At 56.7% G+C, this 17,731-nt stretch carries 19 protein-coding genes; 14 read left to right on the top strand and 5 right to left on the bottom strand.

Translation table 11 applies throughout. The annotated features are described in order from the left end of the window. Positions 1 to 241: 241 nt before the first annotated feature. From yihA to DNI29_RS08355, 3 genes are all read left to right on the top strand, one after another. A complete protein-coding gene (gene yihA, locus DNI29_RS08365) occupies positions 242 to 859 on the top strand; it encodes a ribosome biogenesis GTP-binding protein YihA/YsxC (RefSeq protein WP_110977632.1) in 618 nt (205 codons plus the stop codon). A 75-nt stretch (positions 860 to 934) separates the two neighbouring features. After that, entirely contained in the window at positions 935 to 1,396 is a 462-nt protein-coding gene (locus DNI29_RS08360) for an energy transducer TonB (RefSeq protein ID WP_110977631.1), read from the top strand. A gap of 29 nt (positions 1,397 to 1,425) precedes the next feature. Further along, the gene (locus DNI29_RS08355) at positions 1,426 to 2,037 is read left to right on the top strand and encodes a DUF5606 family protein (protein ID WP_110977630.1); all 612 of its coding nucleotides are present in this window, start codon (positions 1,426 to 1,428) and stop codon (positions 2,035 to 2,037) included. Positions 2,038 to 2,116: 79 nt separating this feature from the next. On the opposite strand, the gene fbp is transcribed toward DNI29_RS08355, so the two are convergent. After that, positions 2,117 to 3,145, bottom strand: coding sequence for a class 1 fructose-bisphosphatase (fbp, locus tag DNI29_RS08350; protein WP_110977629.1), 1,029 nt, complete (start codon positions 3,143 to 3,145; stop codon positions 2,117 to 2,119). 148 nt (positions 3,146 to 3,293) lie between these two features. On the opposite strand from fbp, the gene DNI29_RS08345 reads away from it, so the two are divergent. The 7 genes from DNI29_RS08345 (at position 3,294) to DNI29_RS08315 (ending at position 10,138) form a co-directional block, all read left to right on the top strand. Further along, the gene (locus tag DNI29_RS08345; RefSeq protein WP_110977628.1) at positions 3,294 to 4,583 is read left to right on the top strand and encodes an aspartate kinase; all 1,290 of its coding nucleotides are present in this window, start codon (positions 3,294 to 3,296) and stop codon (positions 4,581 to 4,583) included. A 17-nt stretch (positions 4,584 to 4,600) separates the two neighbouring features. Then, positions 4,601 to 5,137: a GNAT family N-acetyltransferase gene (locus DNI29_RS08340; protein WP_110977627.1), complete on the top strand. Its 537-nt coding sequence runs from the start codon at positions 4,601 to 4,603 to the stop codon at positions 5,135 to 5,137. Between the two features lie 153 nt (positions 5,138 to 5,290). Next, positions 5,291 to 5,749, top strand: coding sequence for a Fur family transcriptional regulator (locus DNI29_RS08335; protein ID WP_162303554.1), 459 nt, complete (start codon positions 5,291 to 5,293; stop codon positions 5,747 to 5,749). A 106-nt stretch (positions 5,750 to 5,855) separates the two neighbouring features. Then, positions 5,856 to 6,494 carry a peroxiredoxin gene (locus tag DNI29_RS08330; RefSeq protein ID WP_110977625.1) on the top strand — a complete coding sequence of 213 codons (639 nt, stop codon included), beginning with the start codon at positions 5,856 to 5,858 and terminating at the stop codon, positions 6,492 to 6,494. 245 nt (positions 6,495 to 6,739) lie between these two features. Then, complete coding sequence (locus DNI29_RS08325; protein ID WP_110977624.1) at positions 6,740 to 7,990, top strand: 3-deoxy-D-manno-octulosonic acid transferase; 1,251 nt, start codon at positions 6,740 to 6,742, stop codon at positions 7,988 to 7,990. A 125-nt stretch (positions 7,991 to 8,115) separates the two neighbouring features. Beyond that, complete coding sequence (gene rsgA, locus DNI29_RS08320) at positions 8,116 to 9,042, top strand: ribosome small subunit-dependent GTPase A (RefSeq protein WP_110977623.1); 927 nt, start codon at positions 8,116 to 8,118, stop codon at positions 9,040 to 9,042. Positions 9,043 to 9,256: 214 nt separating this feature from the next. Next, on the top strand, positions 9,257 to 10,138 hold the full coding sequence (locus DNI29_RS08315) for an NAD(P)-dependent oxidoreductase (protein WP_110977622.1): 882 nt from the start codon (positions 9,257 to 9,259) through the stop codon (positions 10,136 to 10,138). A 260-nt stretch (positions 10,139 to 10,398) separates the two neighbouring features. Here the strand turns inward: DNI29_RS08315 and DNI29_RS08310 are convergent, their stop codons facing one another. Continuing rightward, positions 10,399 to 11,052, bottom strand: coding sequence for a fasciclin domain-containing protein (locus DNI29_RS08310; RefSeq protein WP_110977621.1), 654 nt, complete (start codon positions 11,050 to 11,052; stop codon positions 10,399 to 10,401). A gap of 188 nt (positions 11,053 to 11,240) precedes the next feature. Here DNI29_RS08310 and DNI29_RS08305 point away from each other — a divergent pair, with 188 nt between their 5' ends. Beyond that, positions 11,241 to 11,699 (top strand): peptidylprolyl isomerase, encoded by a 459-nt coding sequence (locus DNI29_RS08305; protein ID WP_110977620.1) that lies wholly within the window; start codon positions 11,241 to 11,243, stop codon positions 11,697 to 11,699. Positions 11,700 to 11,934: 235 nt separating this feature from the next. Then, positions 11,935 to 13,227 (top strand): dicarboxylate/amino acid:cation symporter, encoded by a 1,293-nt coding sequence (locus DNI29_RS08300; protein WP_110977619.1) that lies wholly within the window; start codon positions 11,935 to 11,937, stop codon positions 13,225 to 13,227. 94 nt (positions 13,228 to 13,321) lie between these two features. Here DNI29_RS08300 and DNI29_RS08295 read toward each other — a convergent pair whose 3' ends face one another. Both DNI29_RS08295 and DNI29_RS08290 read right to left on the bottom strand, forming a co-directional pair. Continuing rightward, the gene (locus tag DNI29_RS08295; protein WP_110977618.1) at positions 13,322 to 13,501 is read right to left on the bottom strand and encodes a hypothetical protein; all 180 of its coding nucleotides are present in this window, start codon (positions 13,499 to 13,501) and stop codon (positions 13,322 to 13,324) included. Between the two features lie 231 nt (positions 13,502 to 13,732). After that, a complete protein-coding gene (locus tag DNI29_RS08290) occupies positions 13,733 to 15,262 on the bottom strand; it encodes a sigma 54-interacting transcriptional regulator (protein WP_110977617.1) in 1,530 nt (509 codons plus the stop codon). Positions 15,263 to 15,422: 160 nt separating this feature from the next. On the opposite strand from DNI29_RS08290, the gene DNI29_RS08285 reads away from it, so the two are divergent. Both DNI29_RS08285 and DNI29_RS08280 read left to right on the top strand, forming a co-directional pair. Continuing rightward, complete coding sequence (locus DNI29_RS08285; protein WP_123823124.1) at positions 15,423 to 15,722, top strand: hypothetical protein; 300 nt, start codon at positions 15,423 to 15,425, stop codon at positions 15,720 to 15,722. A 77-nt stretch (positions 15,723 to 15,799) separates the two neighbouring features. After that, positions 15,800 to 16,108: a 2'-5' RNA ligase family protein gene (locus DNI29_RS08280; RefSeq protein WP_110977615.1), complete on the top strand. Its 309-nt coding sequence runs from the start codon at positions 15,800 to 15,802 to the stop codon at positions 16,106 to 16,108. A 499-nt stretch (positions 16,109 to 16,607) separates the two neighbouring features. Here the strand turns inward: DNI29_RS08280 and DNI29_RS08275 are convergent, their stop codons facing one another. Next, on the bottom strand, positions 16,608 to 17,714 hold the full coding sequence (locus DNI29_RS08275; protein ID WP_110977614.1) for a vWA domain-containing protein: 1,107 nt from the start codon (positions 17,712 to 17,714) through the stop codon (positions 16,608 to 16,610). Positions 17,715 to 17,731 lie beyond the last annotated feature (17 nt).

Genomic DNA, 17,731 nt, shown 5'->3' with positions numbered 1-17,731 from the left:
CAATAGGCGGGCAAAGATAGAAATTCTATAATACGACCTTAGCCGCATCCAATTTTATGGTATAAGTGGTAATCAAAAAAAAAGAAGTGGAATATTTCTATTCCAACTGTTCACTATAGCCATTACTGACCGCACAAATATAGTCCGGCTTCTTAAACTACAAGGTTTTTCCCAAAAAAATTATGAATCTACCCGGTAGCTGCTGAATATCTACCTTTGCCTCACAGTTTACGCTTGGCTTATGAATATCCAGGAAGCAAAATTTCTGATGAGCAACTCCCGCGTGGAGGATTGTCCGCCCCCTACGCTGCCGGAATACGCCTTTATTGGCCGGTCCAACGTAGGAAAATCGTCGCTGATTAATATGCTTACCGGGCAGAAAGGATTAGCCAAAACCTCCTCTCTTCCCGGCAAAACCCAATTAATCAACCATTTCCTTATTAATAATAAGTGGTACCTCGTTGACTTGCCCGGCTACGGCTATGCCCGCGTTAGTAAGGAGTCGCGGGTGAAATGGGGACGCATGATTAATTATTATCTACGCAAGCGAGAAAACTTGGCTTGCGTATTTGTGCTAATTGATTCGCGGCACGAACCCCAGGCCGTAGACCTGGAATTTATGGAGCAGTTGGGTTCAGAAGGCGTGCCGTTTGTAATGGTGTTTACAAAAGCCGATAAGCAATCTGGCTCGCGCACCCAGCAAAACGTAACCGACTACCTCCAGAAAATGGAGCAAAGCTGGGATGAGGTGCCTCGGCATTTTATTACCTCGGCGGAAGATAAAACCGGTCGGGAGGATATTCTGCAGTTCATTGAAGAGGTAAATCAGCAACTCGCGCAAGAGGCCGATAATATGTAAATTGGCCCCGTAATTGCCTTTGGCGGCCCGGCTTTCCAGCTGTTGTTTTTATCGTCTTTTCCTTGCTTACCTCTCATGAAAAAATTACCCGTTCTGCTGGGTATCGGGCTGCTGGCTTGCTCCACGGCGGCTATGGCCCAAACCACCAAAGTAAAAGTTAAAACCGACGGGCCGGCCCCGGCGGCTGAGGCAACTGCCCAGCCTACCCCCGCCCGCGGCCCCAAGGCCATTCCGGTAGCGGAGTACTACGAGGGCGGCCAGGAGGCAATGTACGCCTTCATCGAAAAGGAACTGAAGTATCCCATTTTGGCCAAGCGCAACCGCATTCAGGGCCAGTGCATTGTGAGCTTCACCCTGAACACTGATGGCACCATGTCGGGCATTAAGCTGGTAAAGCAAATTGGTGGCGGCTGTGGCGAGGAGGCCTTGCGCGTGGTACGCCTGCTCAAGTTCAACAAGCCTGATTACGCCATTCTGACAAGCCTGCCCATCACTTTTAAGCTACCCGCGCCCGGCCAGGCCGCCGCAACTGAGTAACTTCGCACTTTCAACAATTGCTTTTTCTTATGCCCTACGACCTGAAGGAAGTTGCCGCTATCAGCGGAATGCCCGGTCTGTACCGCCTGCTGAAACCCACCCGCGCCGGCGTTATTATTGAAGCCCTCGATGGCAAAGGCACCCGCTCCGTGGCTTCGGCCCGCAACAAGGTGTCGTTGCTCCACGAAATTTCCATCTACACCCAGGATTACGACCAGACGGTGCCCCTGACGGAAGTATTTGACCGTATTCACCAGAAGCATGGTGCCGAGCTAAGCCTGACCCACAAGTCGGACGACCGGGACCTGACCAGCTTCATGGCTGACATCATGCCCGATTATGACCGGGACCGGGTATACATGTCGGATATTAAGAAACTGGTGCAGTGGTACAATACCGTGAGTAAGCACCTGGAGTACCAGGCTCCAGCCGAAGATGAGGCTCCTGCCACGGAGGAAGCAGCCGAACAGCCCAAGGCAGGCAAGAAAAAAGCAGCTAAGCAGGACGAGGCTACCGCTGATGAGGCTCTGAGCACAGCTGGCATCATTCCGGCGGCAGAGGAAACGAATGCAGCTGGCAGCCCCGAAGCCGCTACTGAGGCTAAGACGGCCAAAAAAGCTACCAAGAAAAAGGCTGAGTAGCACCTGTTACTACCCTTATTAACACAAAGAAAGCCGCCCGGTATGCCGGGCGGCTTTCTTTTTATATCACCTATGCAAACTAAACTTTCAGCACAGCGTCGGCGGCAAACTCAGGGGCCAAGAACTCCTCAACTTTGTCCACCATATCGGATGAGCCGATAAACAGCGGGCACCGCTCGTGCAGGTCGTGGGGCTCAATTTCCAGGGTACGGCGGCGGCCGTTGCTAGACTTTCCTCCTGCTTGCTCCACGATGAAAGCCAACGGGTTGCACTCATACATAAGGCGCAGCTTGCCGTTCGGGGCTTTGCGAGAGGTAGGGTACATATAGATGCCACCCTTAAGCAGATTACGGTGAAAATCAGCCACCAAAGACCCAATGTAGCGAGCCGAGTAGTTCTGGTCTTTGCAGTAGGCCACAAAGCCTTTCATTCCTTCAGAGAAAGATTCAGACACGCCCTCATTAATGGAATAGATGGCGCCTGATTTGGGAGTTTGAATGTTAGGATGCGAGAGGAAAAACTCACCCAGGGAAGGCTCGTAGGTGAAGCCATTCACGCCGTTGCCGGTGGTATACACCAGCATGGTGCTGGAGCCATAAATCACGTAACCGGCCGCTACCTGGTGGGTACCGGTCTGGAGGCAATCCTGGCGGGTGCCCTCCGTACCGGATGGTGATACGCGCCGGTAAATGCTGAAGATGGTCCCGATGGACACATTCACGTCGATGTTCGAGGAGCCGTCCAGGGGGTCAATAGCTACCACGTACTTACCCTGCGCGTTGCCGGTCTGAATCATTTCATCGTCTTCTTCCGAAATGATGGTGCATACCTCGCCCCCATTGCGCAGGGCCCGGATAAAGCGAATGTTGGCAATGACATCAAGCTTTTGCTGATCCTCGCCCTGCACGTTGCGGTTGCCGTAGGCCCCGGCAATATCAATGAGGCCGGAGCGGTTGATTTCGCGGTTTACGATTTTGGCGGCCAAGGCAATGTCGCGCAGCAATTGGCTTAGTTCGCCGGTGGCGTAGGGAAAATCCTCCTGCTTGCGCATGATGAAGCGGTCCAGGGTGGTGCCAACGGGCAGGGCCAGCTTGTCGTGGTTTGTCATGGGTAAGGAAATAAGGTGCGGGTGGGAAAGACCAAAATTAACCAATTTGCTTAAGTAGCCGAGCGAAATTTCGCTGGCGGCGTGATGCAGGTAGTCTACTCGATTCGGGGGCTGCGGGCAAAGCAATGCTTCGTCCTACCTTTGGGCCATGCACGCATCGCATCAACTCCGCGTTTATAAGTTCGGCGGCGCTTCGGTCAAGGACGCCGCGGCCATTCGCAACCTCGCCCACATTGTGCGCACGCACGGGGGTAGCAGCCCGCTGCTAATTGTGGTATCGGCCATGGGCAAGACCACCAATGCCCTGGAGGAGCTCTTCCAACTGGCCCACGCCGGCCAAGATTACACCGCACCGCTGAATAGGCTCCGAGAATTTCACCTGGGCGTAGCGCAGGAATTGGGCGTCGCCGATGATTCCACTTCTACCCCCACGCCTACCCTGGCCGGGCTGCTGGAACAGCTTCAAGATCGGTTGGCTACCCTTTCGCCCGGCGAGTTCGACAAGCAGTATGACCAGGTAGTGAGCTTTGGCGAGTTGTTGGCTACCCTGATAGTGGCCCGCGCGCTGCAGGCACAGTGGCTCGACTGCCGCCCCCTTATCCGTACTGACCACACCTGGCGCGAAGGCCGGGTAGATTGGCCCACCACGGAGCGAAACCTACGGGCTGCCCTACCCCCTCAGTTGCAGCAAGGCCCCGTGGTTACGCAGGGTTTCCTGGGCGGCACGGCCAGCGGTCAGACCACCACCCTGGGCCGGGAAGGCTCCGACTATACCGCCGCCATTCTGGCCTACTGCCTGGGGGCCGAATCGGTGACGATTTGGAAGGATGTGGCCGGCTTGCTCAACGCCGACCCCAAAATTTTTGCTGACACGGTGCGCTACCCCGAAATCAGCTACCAGGAAACCATTGAAATGGCGTACTACGGGGCTTCGGTCATTCACCCCAAAACTATTAAGCCCCTGGCCGTGCGCGGCATTCCGCTCTTGGTAAAATCGTTTCTGGACCCCACGGCCGAGGGTACGCGCATCCACGATTGCCGCCACGGGTTGCTGGCTCCAGCTTTCATCCGGAAAACCAGTCAGTGCCTGATTTCCTTTGAATCCAAGGACCTCACCTTTATATCAGAAGAAAACCTGGAGGTGATTTTTGGCGCCTTGGCTCAGGTTCGGCTCAAGATCAACCTGATGCAGAACTCGGCCATCAGTTTCTCGGTCTGCACCGACTTCTCGGCTTACCGACTGGAGAAGCTGTTAGCCGCGTTGCGCGAGCAGTTCACCATTCACTACAACACGGGCCTGGAGCTCTATACTATCAAGAATTACGATGCGGCCAGCATTCGGCGGCTTACGGAGGGTAGAGAATTACTGCTGGAGCAGCGCACCCGTCAAACGTTTCAGTTTGTGTGTCGGGGCGGCGAAAACGAGTTTATCAAGTAAGCGGCCCGCTGGTTTTCATGATTGAAACTCCTCGCCTCCGGCTGCTACCCTGTTCTCCGGCGCACTTTGCGGCCCTGCTACGCCACGATCTGGCGGAGCTGGCTGGGTTGCTGAACGTGCGGCCAGAACCAGACTGGCTGCGGCACGACGAGGTGTGGGACATTCTGCCGCAGGCCGAGCGTTTCCTGCGCGAGCACCCCGAGGCAGCCGCGTGGTGGCTGTATTTTTTCGTGCACCGCACCCACAAGACGCTGCTGGGGGTAGGCGGATTCAAAGGCGCTCCTTCGGCAGAAGGTTCGGTAGAAATTGGTTACAGCATTGCCCCAGCTTTTCGGCAGCAGGGCTACGCCACTGAAGCTGTGCAGGGGATGCTGGCCCACGCCTTTGCTCAGCCGGAAGTACGCCAGGTACTGGCCTATACCCTACCCCAGCCCAACTGGTCAACCCACATTCTGCAGAAGGCCGGGTTTGTTTTCCAGCAGCAGGTAGCAGACCCCACCGACGGCCCGGCCTGGCTATGGTCCCTACCCCGCAACGCGTACCAAAGCCGCTGAAACAGAAGCTGCGGCAATCGGCCTAGCGGGCGTTTCAGGGCAAAGCAGCAGGCACTTATAAGGTCGGTTCAGAGCAGAAAACCAGCCTAAACGAAACAATTTTGCCCTTCTGCCTCTTATAGCTGTATCTTTGCGGAGAATTATTCTTGTCTAGTGGCTCTTTCTACTGATCCATTTTCTCCTACCCCGCCCGATACGGGACACCTGCGCACCCGGCTGGCCCAGGCCGGCCTACGGGCTACGCGCCAGCGCCTCGTGATTCTGGAAAGCCTGCTCACGCTACCGGGCCACCCGACGGCCGAGCAAGTGCATCGCCAGGTTATCAGCCTGGAGCCTACTATTTCATTGGGTACGGTGTATAAGGCTCTCGATTCGTTTGTGGCTGCTGGCCTGACCCGGCGCGTGGCCGCGGCTGAGGGCACTTCCCGGCGCTACGATGCCGATTGCACGGAACATCACCACCTATTCTGCACCAATACGCAGGAAATCATTGACTACTGCGACCCGCAGCTGGATGCGCTCATCCGCGACTTTTTCGCGGCGAAAGGGCTGCAAAACTTCCAGCCCCACTCCTTTTCCCTGCACATTACAGGCAACAAGGTGATGAAGTAACAGATGACTGGTAATGCGGCTTGTTATCCGCTTTCTTACCCTCTCACTGCCTTTCTCACATTCCACCTGATTTTCCCTTTACCCCTTTCACTTCATTACCAAACTCATGGCAGTTCTCGTAGGTAAGCGCGCTCCTTCTTTTAAAGCTACCGCCGTTATTGATGGCGAATTCGAGGAGGATTTCTCTCTCGACCGGTACCTGGGCAAGAAGCACGTTATCTTCTACTTCTACCCCGCCGACTTCACGTTCGTGTGCCCCACCGAAATCATTGCCTTCCAAGAGCGTCTGGCTGATTTCGAGGCGAAAGGCGTGGCCATTGTAGGCTGCTCGACCGACACGCACTTCTCGCACTTTGCTTGGCTGCAGACCCCGCGCGACAACGGCGGCATCGAGGGAGTAACCTACCCGCTGGTGGCTGACGCTACCAAAACCATTGCGGCTAATTACGACGTGCTGGGCGGTCACTACGACTACAACGAGGCTGGCGAAATGACCTTTGTTGGCTCGCCCCTGGCTTACCGTGGCCTGTTCCTGATTGACAAAGACGGCATCGTTCGTCACCAGGTAGTAAACGACGGTCCGCTGGGTCGCAGCATCGACGAAGCTATGCGCATGGTGGATGCCCTGCAATACTTCGAGGAGAAAGGCGAAGTATGCCCTGCTAACTGGGAAGAAGGCAAAGAGGCTATGTCGGCTACCCGCGAAGGCGTGGCTAACTACCTCGGCAAGCACGCTGCTCACTAAGCGTAGTGCTTACTTAACATCTGAAGCCCCGGCCCGCTGGTCGGGGCTTTTTTTGCGCCAGTGCGGCGGCAGAACCGGAACCATGTACTTTTGCACGAAGCTTCTCCCAGAGCAAGCTGTTCGTATTGCTACTTGCTCCTATTGAGCTTTTTTCATGGGAGTGGCTTCTTTCAGCCATGGCGCACAGAAGCCACGCGCTGGCCCGTCACTTGCGGGCCGCTTCACCTGACATCTGACTACACACGTTGCTTTTTCTATATTCCATAGCCCTACCCCTTTACGCGCTGCTGCTGCGGCTGGTGGCACCCTTCGTGCCCAAGGCAGCGCAGTGGGTGGAGGGGCGGCGCGGGCTGCTGGCTCACATTCAGGAAACTCTGCGCAACGAAACCGCGCCCCTAGCCTGGTTTCACTGTGCTTCCCTGGGCGAGTTTGAGCAGGGCCGCCCCCTGATAGAGGCGTACACCGCCCGCCACCCCGGCCACAAAATTGTGCTGACGTTTTTTTCGCCCTCCGGCTACGAGGTGCGCAAAAACTGGCCCGGTGCTGCCTACGTGTTCTACCTACCCCTCGATACGGCCGAAAACGCCCGCACCTTCCTGGATGCCGTGCGCCCGGAGTTGGCCGTATTTGTGAAGTACGAGTTCTGGTATCACTTTCTTACGGAGCTGCAGCGCCGCCGCGTGCCTACTATCTGCGTGTCGGCTATTTTCCGACCCGAACAGTCGTTTTTTCAGCCCTGGGGCGGTTTTTTCCGGCGTATTCTGAGCAGGTTCACCCACATCTTCACCCAGAATCAAACCTCCGCCGACTTGCTGCGCCAAGCGGGCATAACCCGCGTTAGCGTGGCAGGCGACACCCGGTTTGATACCGTAGTACGCACGGCCTCGGCCCCACCCCGCGCCCTACCCCTCGTAGATGCCTTTACCGACGACTGGTGCCCGGTGTTTATTGTGGGTAGCAGCTGGCCCGAGGACATGCCGGCCCTTACCCCCCTACTGCAACAGTACGCCGATCAGCTCCGCTTCATTGTGGCCCCGCACGAAATCAATGAGCACAACCTGCGCCTGGTAGAAGAGGCCCTGCCCGGCCGGGTGGTGCGCTACTCCCGCGCCGAGGCGGCTACCATTGCCGACAGCCGCGTGCTGCTCATGGACAATGTGGGCTTGCTCAGCCAGCTCTACCGCTTTGGGCACTACGCTTACATTGGCGGGGCGTTTGGCAAGGGGCTGCACAACACGCTGGAAGCAGCCGCGTTCGGCCTACCCCTGTTCTTCGGGCCAACCTATTACAAGTTTCAGGAAGCCCAGGACTTGGTGGAGCTGGGTTGCGCTTTCCCGATTTCCTCGGCCGATGAGCTGCTGACCGCCTTTGGGCCCCTTTTCCACCGCGAGGAAGCTCGCCTGACAGTACAGGACCTCAGTCTGGACTACGTACACGACCACAGCGGCGCCACCGGCAAAATCATGAGCTGGCTTGATGGTAACGTGGTGAGCTAGTGAATAGAGCGTTTGCGTTCCGGCTGCCTATAACTGCGCGGTCTGAACCGTAGACTCACCATATCACCACCTCCCCATTTTACTGCCCAACCACTATTTCACTAGTTCTCCATTTCCCCGCTCGCATGACCGGAATCATCGTTAAATCTACGGGCTCGTGGTACGTCGTGCGCGAAACGGCGACGGGCCAGCTGCACCGCTGCCGCCTGCGGGGCAAGTTCAAGCACAAAGGCCTGAAGGTGAGCAACCCATTAGCCGTAGGCGACCAAGTGGAGTTTACGGTAGAGGAACAGACGGAAGGCGCGGGCGTTATTCATCATATTGAGCCACGCCGAAACTACATTATCCGCCGCTCGGTACACAAGGCCGAGCACGCCCACATCGTGGCTGCCAACCTCGACCAAGCGCTGCTGGTTGTAACGCTGGCCTCGCCGGCTACCTCTTTCGGCTTCATCGACCGGTTTTTGGTGACGGCCGAAGCGTACAGCATTCCGGTCACGCTGCTTTTCAACAAAACCGACCTCTACGATGAGGACCTGGCCGATTACCAAGAACAAATTCTGAAGATGTACCAGCGGGTGGGCTACCCCGGCCTACGCTGCTCGGCGCATACCGGCGAAGGAGTAGCGGCCATTGATGCCCTGCTCGACGGCAAAGTATCTCTGCTCTCGGGCCACTCGGGGGTAGGCAAGAGCACCCTCATCAACGTACTGGTGCCCGACCTGGATCTAAAAACAGCTGAAATCAGCGAGTTTTCCGACAAAGGTGTGCACACTACTACCTTCGCCGAGATGCTGGAGGTGCGCCCCGGCACTTATTTGATTGATACGCCCGGGATTAAGGAATTGGGGTTGGTGGATATGAAGGCCGGTGAGCTGGCCCACTACTTTCCCGAAATGCGCGCCCTGCTCAACCAGTGCCGCTACCACAACTGCCAACACCTGCACGAGCCCGGTTGCGCCGTGCGCGAGGCCGTAGACAAAGGTAAAATTGCCCTCCCCCGCTACGATAGCTACGTGAGCATGCTGGAAGGCGACGACAACCGTAAGTAGGTAGTGAAGCAGTGAAATGCTGAGCTTGGAGCTCTTGCTGTTTGGCTGGAGAGTACCAAGCGGCAAGGCGCAAGTATGTGCCTCTTTAGCCACTTTCAACGTTGAATTTCAAACAACCTGTAAGGCTTGCCGCTTGAACGGGGGTAGCGTCGTAAGCAGAAAGCTGCTTTCAACGACAACTTCCTAGCTTACCAATTCACCCCCTTACCACTCGATGTCACATACCATTGCCTTCCTGGGCCTGGGTAGCATGGGCCTGGCCATGGCTACCAATCTGCTGAAAGCCGGCCACCGCCTTACCGTGTATAACCGCACCGCCAGCAAAGCCGAGCCGCTGCGCCAGCTTGGTGCTACTGTAGCCACTACCCCTGCCGAAGCCGTGAAAGACGCGGAATTCGTGTTTACCATGGTTACCGACGATGCCGCGCTGCAGGAAATCTGCCTGGGTCCCGAGGGTATTTTGTCGGCCTTGCCGCAGGGCGCGGTACATGCCTCGTGCAGTACCGTAGCTCCCGATACCAACCGCCGCCTAGCCGAAGAACACACCCGCCACGGCAGCTCGCTGGTGACGGCCCCCGTATTCGGGAAGCCTGATGTAGCAGCTGCCGGCAAGCTGTGGCTGGCCGTAGCCGGCGAAGCTAGCGCCCGCGAAAAACTGAAACCCGTGCTGGAGCACTTGGGCCAGGGCGTCCATGATTTCGGCGATGATGTAGGGGCAGCCAGCATCGTGAAACTCTGCGGCAACTTTATGCTGGGGGCCGCCATTGAGGCTATGGCCGAGGCCTTCACGCTGGCCCAGAAAAGCGGCTTGGAGCGGCAACAGGTGTATGAGTTCTTTACTTCTACCCTCTTCAACACGCCCATCTACAAAAGCTACGGCAAGCTGATTGCCGAGCGCCACTACCAGCCCGTAGGCGCGCCACCCGCCATCATCCGTAAGGACCTACGCCTGATTCTGGACGAGTCGCGCGCCCGAGTGGTGCCCATGCCCTTTGCCAACATCATCCACGACCACCTCTCTACCAGCGTGGCCAAAGGTGAGCAAAACGATTGGGCTGGTTTCGCCGAGCGCGTAACTGAAGGCGCAGGATTATAGGGAGTGAATGAGGGAACGAGTGGGTGAAGGAACGAGGGTAGTGATGAGAAAAGTACTTGTCATCCTGAGCAGCGCAAAGGACCTCTACCGCTGGTAATCAACAGTTGCCTTCTGTAGAGGTCCTTCGCTCCTGCTCAGGACGACAGATATTGTATTGCCTCCTCCTTCCCCTTGCCCTACCCACCTGCAACCCGTAAAATGCAAAAAAGCCCGGCTGAAACAACCGGGCCTTTTTAACCAATCAGGAAGTTTAAAATTGCTTAGCTGGCGGGCGGCGGGGGAAGCAGCACACCCTCGATGAGGTGGGTGACTCCATTGCTGGAAATGACGTCGGGTGTCTGGATGTTGACGGGCGCATCTTTGCCGTTGCTGACCATCACCTTGCCGTTCTGCACCGAAATCTTGATTTTCTCGCCATTAACAGTGGTTAGCTCCTGACCGTCGCGCAGATCTTGCGCCAGCAGGCGGCCCTGAATGACGTGGTAGGTGAGCACGCCTTTCAGTTTTTCTTTGCTTTCGGGCTTCATGAGGCCAGCCAGCGCGCCATTGGGCAGCTTATCGAAGGCCGCGTTGGTGGGGGCAAATACGGTGTAAGGGCCGGCACCGCTCAGAGTTTCATCAAGACCAGCAGCCTTCACGGCTTTTACCAGGGTAGTAACGCTGGGGGCTAGCACCGCATTCTGCACGATGTTTTTGTCGGGCGTCATGGGCACGTTATCTACCAGTACGCCTTCCTTTTTGCCCATACGCGCCGAGTCCGACAACATCGCCGTGGAGTCTACAGTGGTAGCACCGGGCTCGGTAGTGGTTGCGGTTTCGGACGTTTTACTGGTGTCGCCGCAGCTGCTGAGGCTAGCGCTCAGGGCAGTTGCCGATACCAGGGCAAGGGTAGTAAGGCGGAAAGTCTTTTTCATAAGACGCGAAACAGGGTGTTAAAGGGAGAGATGGTAAAGAGCAGCTTCAAACAGGTGCTATGCTTACGCACCAAAGCTACATCCGGATGCCGCTCGCCCTCAAATTGGCTACCTTTGCGGCTTTCTTCTGTACCCACCCGCTGGCCGGGCGCGTATAGGAGGCCATTCCACCTACTTTTTTACAGACGATGAAAACTGCCGAAATCCACACCAACAAAGGCGTGATGAAAGTGGAGTTCTACGAGAAGGACGCTCCCAAAACGGTTAAAAACTTCACCGACCTGGCCCAGCAGGGCTTCTACGACGGGCTGAAGTTTCACCGCGTGATTCCCAATTTCGTGATTCAGGGCGGCTGCCCCAACTCCCGCGACGGCGCCAAGGGCATGCCCGGCACTGGTGGCCCCGGCTACAAGATTGACTGTGAGCTGAACGGCGACAACCAGTACCACGACCGTGGGGTGCTGAGCATGGCGCACGCCGGCCGCAACACCGGTGGCTCGCAGTTCTTTATCTGCCACTCGCGCGATAACACTGCCCACCTTGACCGCAACCACACCGTATTCGGTAAAGTGGTAGAGGGCCAAGACATCATCGACCAGATCAAGGCTAACGACACCATCGACAAAATCGTGGTAAACGAGGCCTAAGCCCTAGCCAAGCCCAAGACAAAGGCCGTCTGCTCCCGTAGCAGACGGCCTTTGTCATTACATAGCCTGGCACCAGTGCCACCCAACCAAATCACTATGCCCTACCCCCTAATGCGGGCTCAACCTGTAGCAGGAATTAGCGCGAAGTCAAATGGCTGGGCCACCTATCGGCCCGTAACTGTTGTAGCTTGCCTCTTCCGGCGACCGGCGCACTTCCAAGCCTGCCTTCCATCTGATGAAAAAACTTGCTTCTAACCTTACTTTTCAGGTTCTCACTGCTATTGCGCTGGGCATACTTGTCGGGGCTGTGTTTCCCGACTTTGGAGCGGCGCTCAAGCCTATCGGCGACACGTTCATCAACCTGATCAAAATGCTCATCACCCCCATCATCTTCCTGACGGTGGTGCTGGGCATTGGCGGCATGGGCGACCTGAAGAAGGTAGGGCGGGTAGGCGGCAAGGCACTGCTGTACTTCGAGATTGTAACCACGCTGGCCCTGGTTATTGGCATAACGGCGGCCAACCTAGCTCATCCTGGCGCTGGCATTGATGCCAGAGCCTCAGTAGCTACGCAAAGCGCTGCGCAAGCCGCTGAAGCCTCGAAATACACAGCCCAAGCCGCTAGCGGCGAAGGCATGCACTGGGTTGATTTCGTGACGCACATTGTGCCGCATAGCGTGGTAGGCGCTTTTGCCGAGGGTGAGGTACTGCAGGTGCTGCTCTTCGCGGTGCTGTTCGGGTTTGCCCTGAGCCGCATGCCTCAGGAACTGGGGGCGCCTCTTCTGAAAACCTTCGACCGACTTTCCCACGCCATGTTTGGGGTGCTGGCTCTGGTTATGAAGCTGGCTCCCATCGGGGCGTTTGGGGGCATGGCTTTCACCATCGGCAAATACGGGTTGCACACGCTGCTACCTCTGGGCAAGCTCATGCTGGTGGTCTATCTGACGATGTTTCTGTTTGTGTTCGGGGTGCTCAATACCATCATGCGCTTCTATGGCCTGAGCTTGTGGCGCTTCCTGGGCTTTATTAAGGAAGAAATTCTGTTGGTGTTGGGCACTTCGTCGTCCGAGTCGGCATTACCGCGCATGATTGATAAGCTGGAGCGCTATGGCTGCTCGCGCTCCGTAGCGGGCCTGGTGATTCCCACCGGTTACTCTTTTAACCTCGACGGCACGTCCATCTACCTTTCCATTGCGGCCATTTTCCTGGCTCAGGCCTTTGATATTAACCTCACGCTCGGCCAGGAAATTTCCCTGATTGGCATCCTGATGGTGACCAGCAAGGGCGCAGCCGGCGTAACGGGCTCTGGATTTATCGTGCTGGCTTCTACGCTGGCCGCTACCCGTATCATTCCGGTAGAAGGGGTAGCACTGCTGCTTGGCGTAGATCGGTTTATGTCGGAGGCTCGGGCCATTACCAATGTTATCGGCAACGGGGTAGCCACCCTGGTCATCGCCAAAAGCGAAAACGAGTTCGACGAAGCCCGGCACTTATTGGCCCTACAGGGGGTAGGCGCGGCACCAGAGTAAGCCTACAATTGCAGTTCTCTTTTATAAAAATGCCCCGTCTACCAATAGGTACACGGGGCGTTTAGGCGACAAGGGGAGTGCGCGGTATGGGGGCTTAGCGCTTCTGGAAAATCCAGCGGCAGCCGGGCTGATATTTTTTATAAACGGGGCGGTGCAGGCCACCTTTGTAGTAGCGGGCTGGGCCAAAAGTGCCAGCTGCAGCGGTTAGGGAAGGTGCCAGCAGAGCCAGTACGAGGGCGAGGCAAGCGAAACGGGCGGCGAGAACAGCTTTCATATATGTAGGGGGGTAGAGAGTTTCAGGGAGGCAGCCGGCTGGGCTTGCCCGGCGGGAACACTACAAAGGAACAGCACCCAGCGCAGTGCCGGTAGGGAGTTAGCCAGGCTGGGCTAAATCCTATCCTAACCGCTCATTTTCCCGGGCGAAGCTCTACCCCTGGGTTTAAAGCCAACGGCCCGCTTCCAGTTATCACTGAAAGCGGGCCGTCTTCTGCCGTTCTCCTACTATCTACCGGCGCTTGCGCTTCTTCGATGACAGGTATTCCTCATCATCGTCGTCATCATCGCCGAAGTTAGGCATGGTGAACATGCTGCTGAGCAGATCCTTAAACTGCGAACCGGCCGTGAGGCGGTTGCGCGAAATCAGGCTGTGCTCCGACATGCCGTGCAGGGCGAATTCCATCCAGAAGTGGAGGTTTTCCTTGCTCAGCTCACTAGGTACACTTTGCTGCACCAAGTCCTTGAGGCCAGGAACTACGTCCAGTACCTTGCGGTAATCCTCGTCGGAAGCATCGTGTAGCAGATCAATGGTGCGGGAGCCAAACCAGTCCTGTACGGGCTTATACGGGTTGGGCTTGTCCTTCTGCTTCTTGGTTTTCTCGGGGTCGGGGAAGTACTGCAGAAACTGGGTGCGGATGGCCTTGCCCATGAGCTTTTCGGCCACGATGCCCGCACCCTCCTGCTCACCTTCGTACACCAGTTCTACCTTGCCCGTTACGGCCGGCACCGCTCCCAGGAAATCGGAGATGCGCACGTAGGTTTGGGTTTCGCCGTTGAGCAGAGCCCGACGCTCGGCCGCCGCAATGACCTGCTCGTAGGCCGAAATAGTCAGACGAGCCGACACGCCCGACTTGGCATCTACGAACTCGGAGCCGCGGGCCTCAATGGCAACCTGCTCTACCAGATCGTGCACGATTTCGTTGGTCGTCACCAGGCCGCGCTGCTCCTCTCGGATGCGAGCTTCCTGCTTGGTGATGCGCTTGCCGATTTCGATGCTCTTGGGGTAGTGGGTGATAATCTGGGCGTCGATGCGGTCCTTGAGTGGCGTCACGATGGAGCCGCGGTTCGTGTAGTCCTCGGGGTTAGCCGTGAAAACAAACTGGATATCGAGGGGTAGGCGCACCTTGAAGCCCCGAATCTGGATGTCGCCTTCCTGCAGAATGTTAAACAAGGATACCTGAATGCGGGCCTGCAAGTCGGGCAGCTCGTTGATAACGAAAATGCCCCGGTGCGCCCTCGGAATCAGGCCGAAGTGGATTACTCGCTCGTCGCTGTAGGGCAGCTTGAGGGTAGCGGCTTTGATGGGGTCGGCGTCGCCGATAAGGTCAGCCACCGATACGTCGGGGGTCGCCAGCTTCTCGGTGTACCGGTCGTCGCGGTGCAGCCAGGTGATGGGCGTTTCGTCGCCCTTTTCAGCAATAAGATTGCGGGCAAACACCGACAGAGGCTGCAGCGGGTCGTCGTTCAGCTCCGAGCCTTCCACCACGGGCACGTACTCATCGAGCAGGCTCACTAGCAGGCGGGCAATGCGGGTTTTGGCCTGCCCGCGCAAGCCCAGCAGGTTGATGTGGTGGCCGGCCAGAATAGCGCGCTGCAGCTCCGGAATGACGGTTTCCTCGTAGCCGAAAATGCCGGGAAACACGTCTTCCTTGCTTTGTAACTTCTTAATCAGATTGTCGCGTAGCTCCTGTTTCACGGAGCGGGGCTGGTAGCCGGACTGCTTCAGGGCACCAAGGGTGCGGATGTCAGGTTGAGTCATACGGGGGAGTGAGTTACCGGCCTGCCTACGTACCCAGACCAGGGTCAGTCTGGTTCAGGCAGCCGGAATAATAGTATAACTAGCAAGCCGGGCGGTTGGTTCGGGTAAAATTGACTTACCTGCCCGGGCAGCCGAAGTATATCAGATATTTGTTTTCGCTATGAATCTAGCAGAACACTACGATGCGATGCGCGAAGCAGCCGTTTCCCAGCTGCTAACCACCGGCGCCGAGCCCGACCCGCTACTATTCTCCGGGCAAGATGCGCGCCGGGGCATTACGCTGCTGGCCCGCCCACCCGCGCCTGTTACGGCTGCTATTGGCCGCGTCTTAGCTGATTTTCAGCTAATAGCCCCGGAGCATTACTACTACCCGGCAGCCGATATTCATCTGACCATTTTATCCATTATTTCCTGCTACCCTGGCTTTCAGCTGACGAATATTGACTCCGCCGCTTACTAGGAAGTAGTACGCGCTGCCCTTGAGCAGATAGGTCCATTTGTCATCCGCTATGCGGGCCTAACCGCCTCGGCGGGCTGATGGTGCAGGGCTTTCCGGAAGATGATACCCTAAACCGGCTGCGCAACGAGCTGCGAACGGCATTCCGGCGCTCCGGGCTGCAACAATCCATTGACCAGCGGTACGCCCTGCAAACGGCTCACTCCACCGTGCTGCGCTTTACAACTCCCCTGCACTGCCCGGACCAACTGGTAGCCGAGCTCCGGCACCATCAGCACACACCTATCGGCACTTTTCAGGTCGATACCCTGGAGCTGGTATATAACGACTGGTACCAGCGCGCCGCCGACACCGTAGTGCTGGAGCGGTACTTTCTCGGCTGTTCGTAGTTAAAAATAACTATAAGGCTGGGCGGCTAACGCTTGCTCCAGCAGCGCTACTATTTTGGGGCCGGCTGAAGCGCGTGTAGCGCAGCTGCTGTACCAGAAACACAGGTACACTACTTTACCCCGGAAGTCGTGCAGGGTAAAATCCGGGGCCAAGCTTCCCATCTGCAAGCTCGCTGTGCTGCGTCAGGCATCGCGCAGTTCCAGGCGATGGTGGAGTCGCGGTTGTGGGCCCGGAACGCGAGTAGAGCCGCCTGTACCGCCACTAGGTTACCTACTATCTGGTCGCGCAAAGTGGTTTCGCCGAAATCGGCTGTGGTACGGGCATAGAGTTGCTCCCCTGCGTTGGGGGTAGCCGCCAAGCTCCTGAAAGGGCTACTGAGAAGGCATCACCAAGGATACATACTTCATACTACTAGGACACCAAAAAAGCCGCTGAGGTAACACTACCCCAGCGGCTTTCTTATACTATCTTCTCCAATAAGCTACTAGGCTTATTTCATCACACCGACTTGCGGCGGTTGCGCTTGTAGTCTTCAAAAATCAGGTGGCCCAGGCCTTTCAGAGAGCTGTAGTAAGCCTTCCCCTGGTTGACTTCGGTAAACTCCTGCACGAACTGCTGCAGATAAGGATCCGAGGCAATCATAAACGTAGTAATGGGCACTTTGAGGCGGCGGGCAGCAGCAGCCAGATTCAAGGTTTTGTTTACCACCTTCCGGTCTAGCCCGAAGCTGTTCTTGTAGTAGCCATTTCCTTCTTTCAAACAGGTAGGCTTACCATCGGTAATCATGAAAATCTGCTTGTTGGGCGTCTTGCGCTTGCGCAGCAGATCCAGGGCCAGCTCCAGACCGGCTACCGTATTGGTGTGGTAAGGGCCCACCTGCAGGTAGGGCAGCTCTTTCACCTCAATCTGCCAGGCATCATTGCCGAACACGATGACATCCAGGAAGTCCTTAGGGTACTTTTGCTTCACAAGCTCCGCCAAGGCCATGGCTACCTTCTTGGCGGGCGTGATACGGTCTTCGCCGTACAGGATCATGGAGTGCGAAATGTCAATCATGAGCACGGTGCTGGTCTGCGACTTATGCTCATTTTCGCGCACTTCCAGGTCACCTTCCGTCAGCATGAATCCGCCGTCGCCGAGGCCGTGGTTGAGCTGGGCGTTGCGGATGGATTCGGTCATCTGAATCTGCTCCAGGGAGTCGCCAAAGCGGAACTCACGCATATCGGTGCTCAGCTCGTCGCCCTGGCCAGTGTGCGGAGTACGGTGGTTGCCCTGGCCCGATTTCTTGAGCTTGCCGAAGATTTCCTCCAGCGCTGATTTGCGGATGTTCTGCTCGCTTTTGGCCGTGATGTTGAACGCGCCGGGCTGCTGGGGGTCCTCATCAATGAAGCCTTTCTTCTTGAGGTCCTCAATGAAGTCGCCCATGCCGTACTCGTTATCAGTGAGGCCATACTGCTTATCCAGCTCGTTTAGCCACTGCAACGCCTCGCTTACATCGCCGGAGGTGATGGTAACGAGCTGCATGAATATCTTGAAAAGGGAGTCGAAGCCTTTCTCACTTGACTCCTCGGGAACGAAGTCCCGGAAACGAAAGCCTGCTGACATATCTGGGGGAGTGAGTC

This window comes from Hymenobacter sediminis, from assembly GCF_003231285.1.
Lineage (GTDB): Bacteria > Bacteroidota > Bacteroidia > Cytophagales > Hymenobacteraceae > Hymenobacter > Hymenobacter sediminis.
This window is presented reverse-complemented; position numbering and strand designations above follow the sequence as displayed.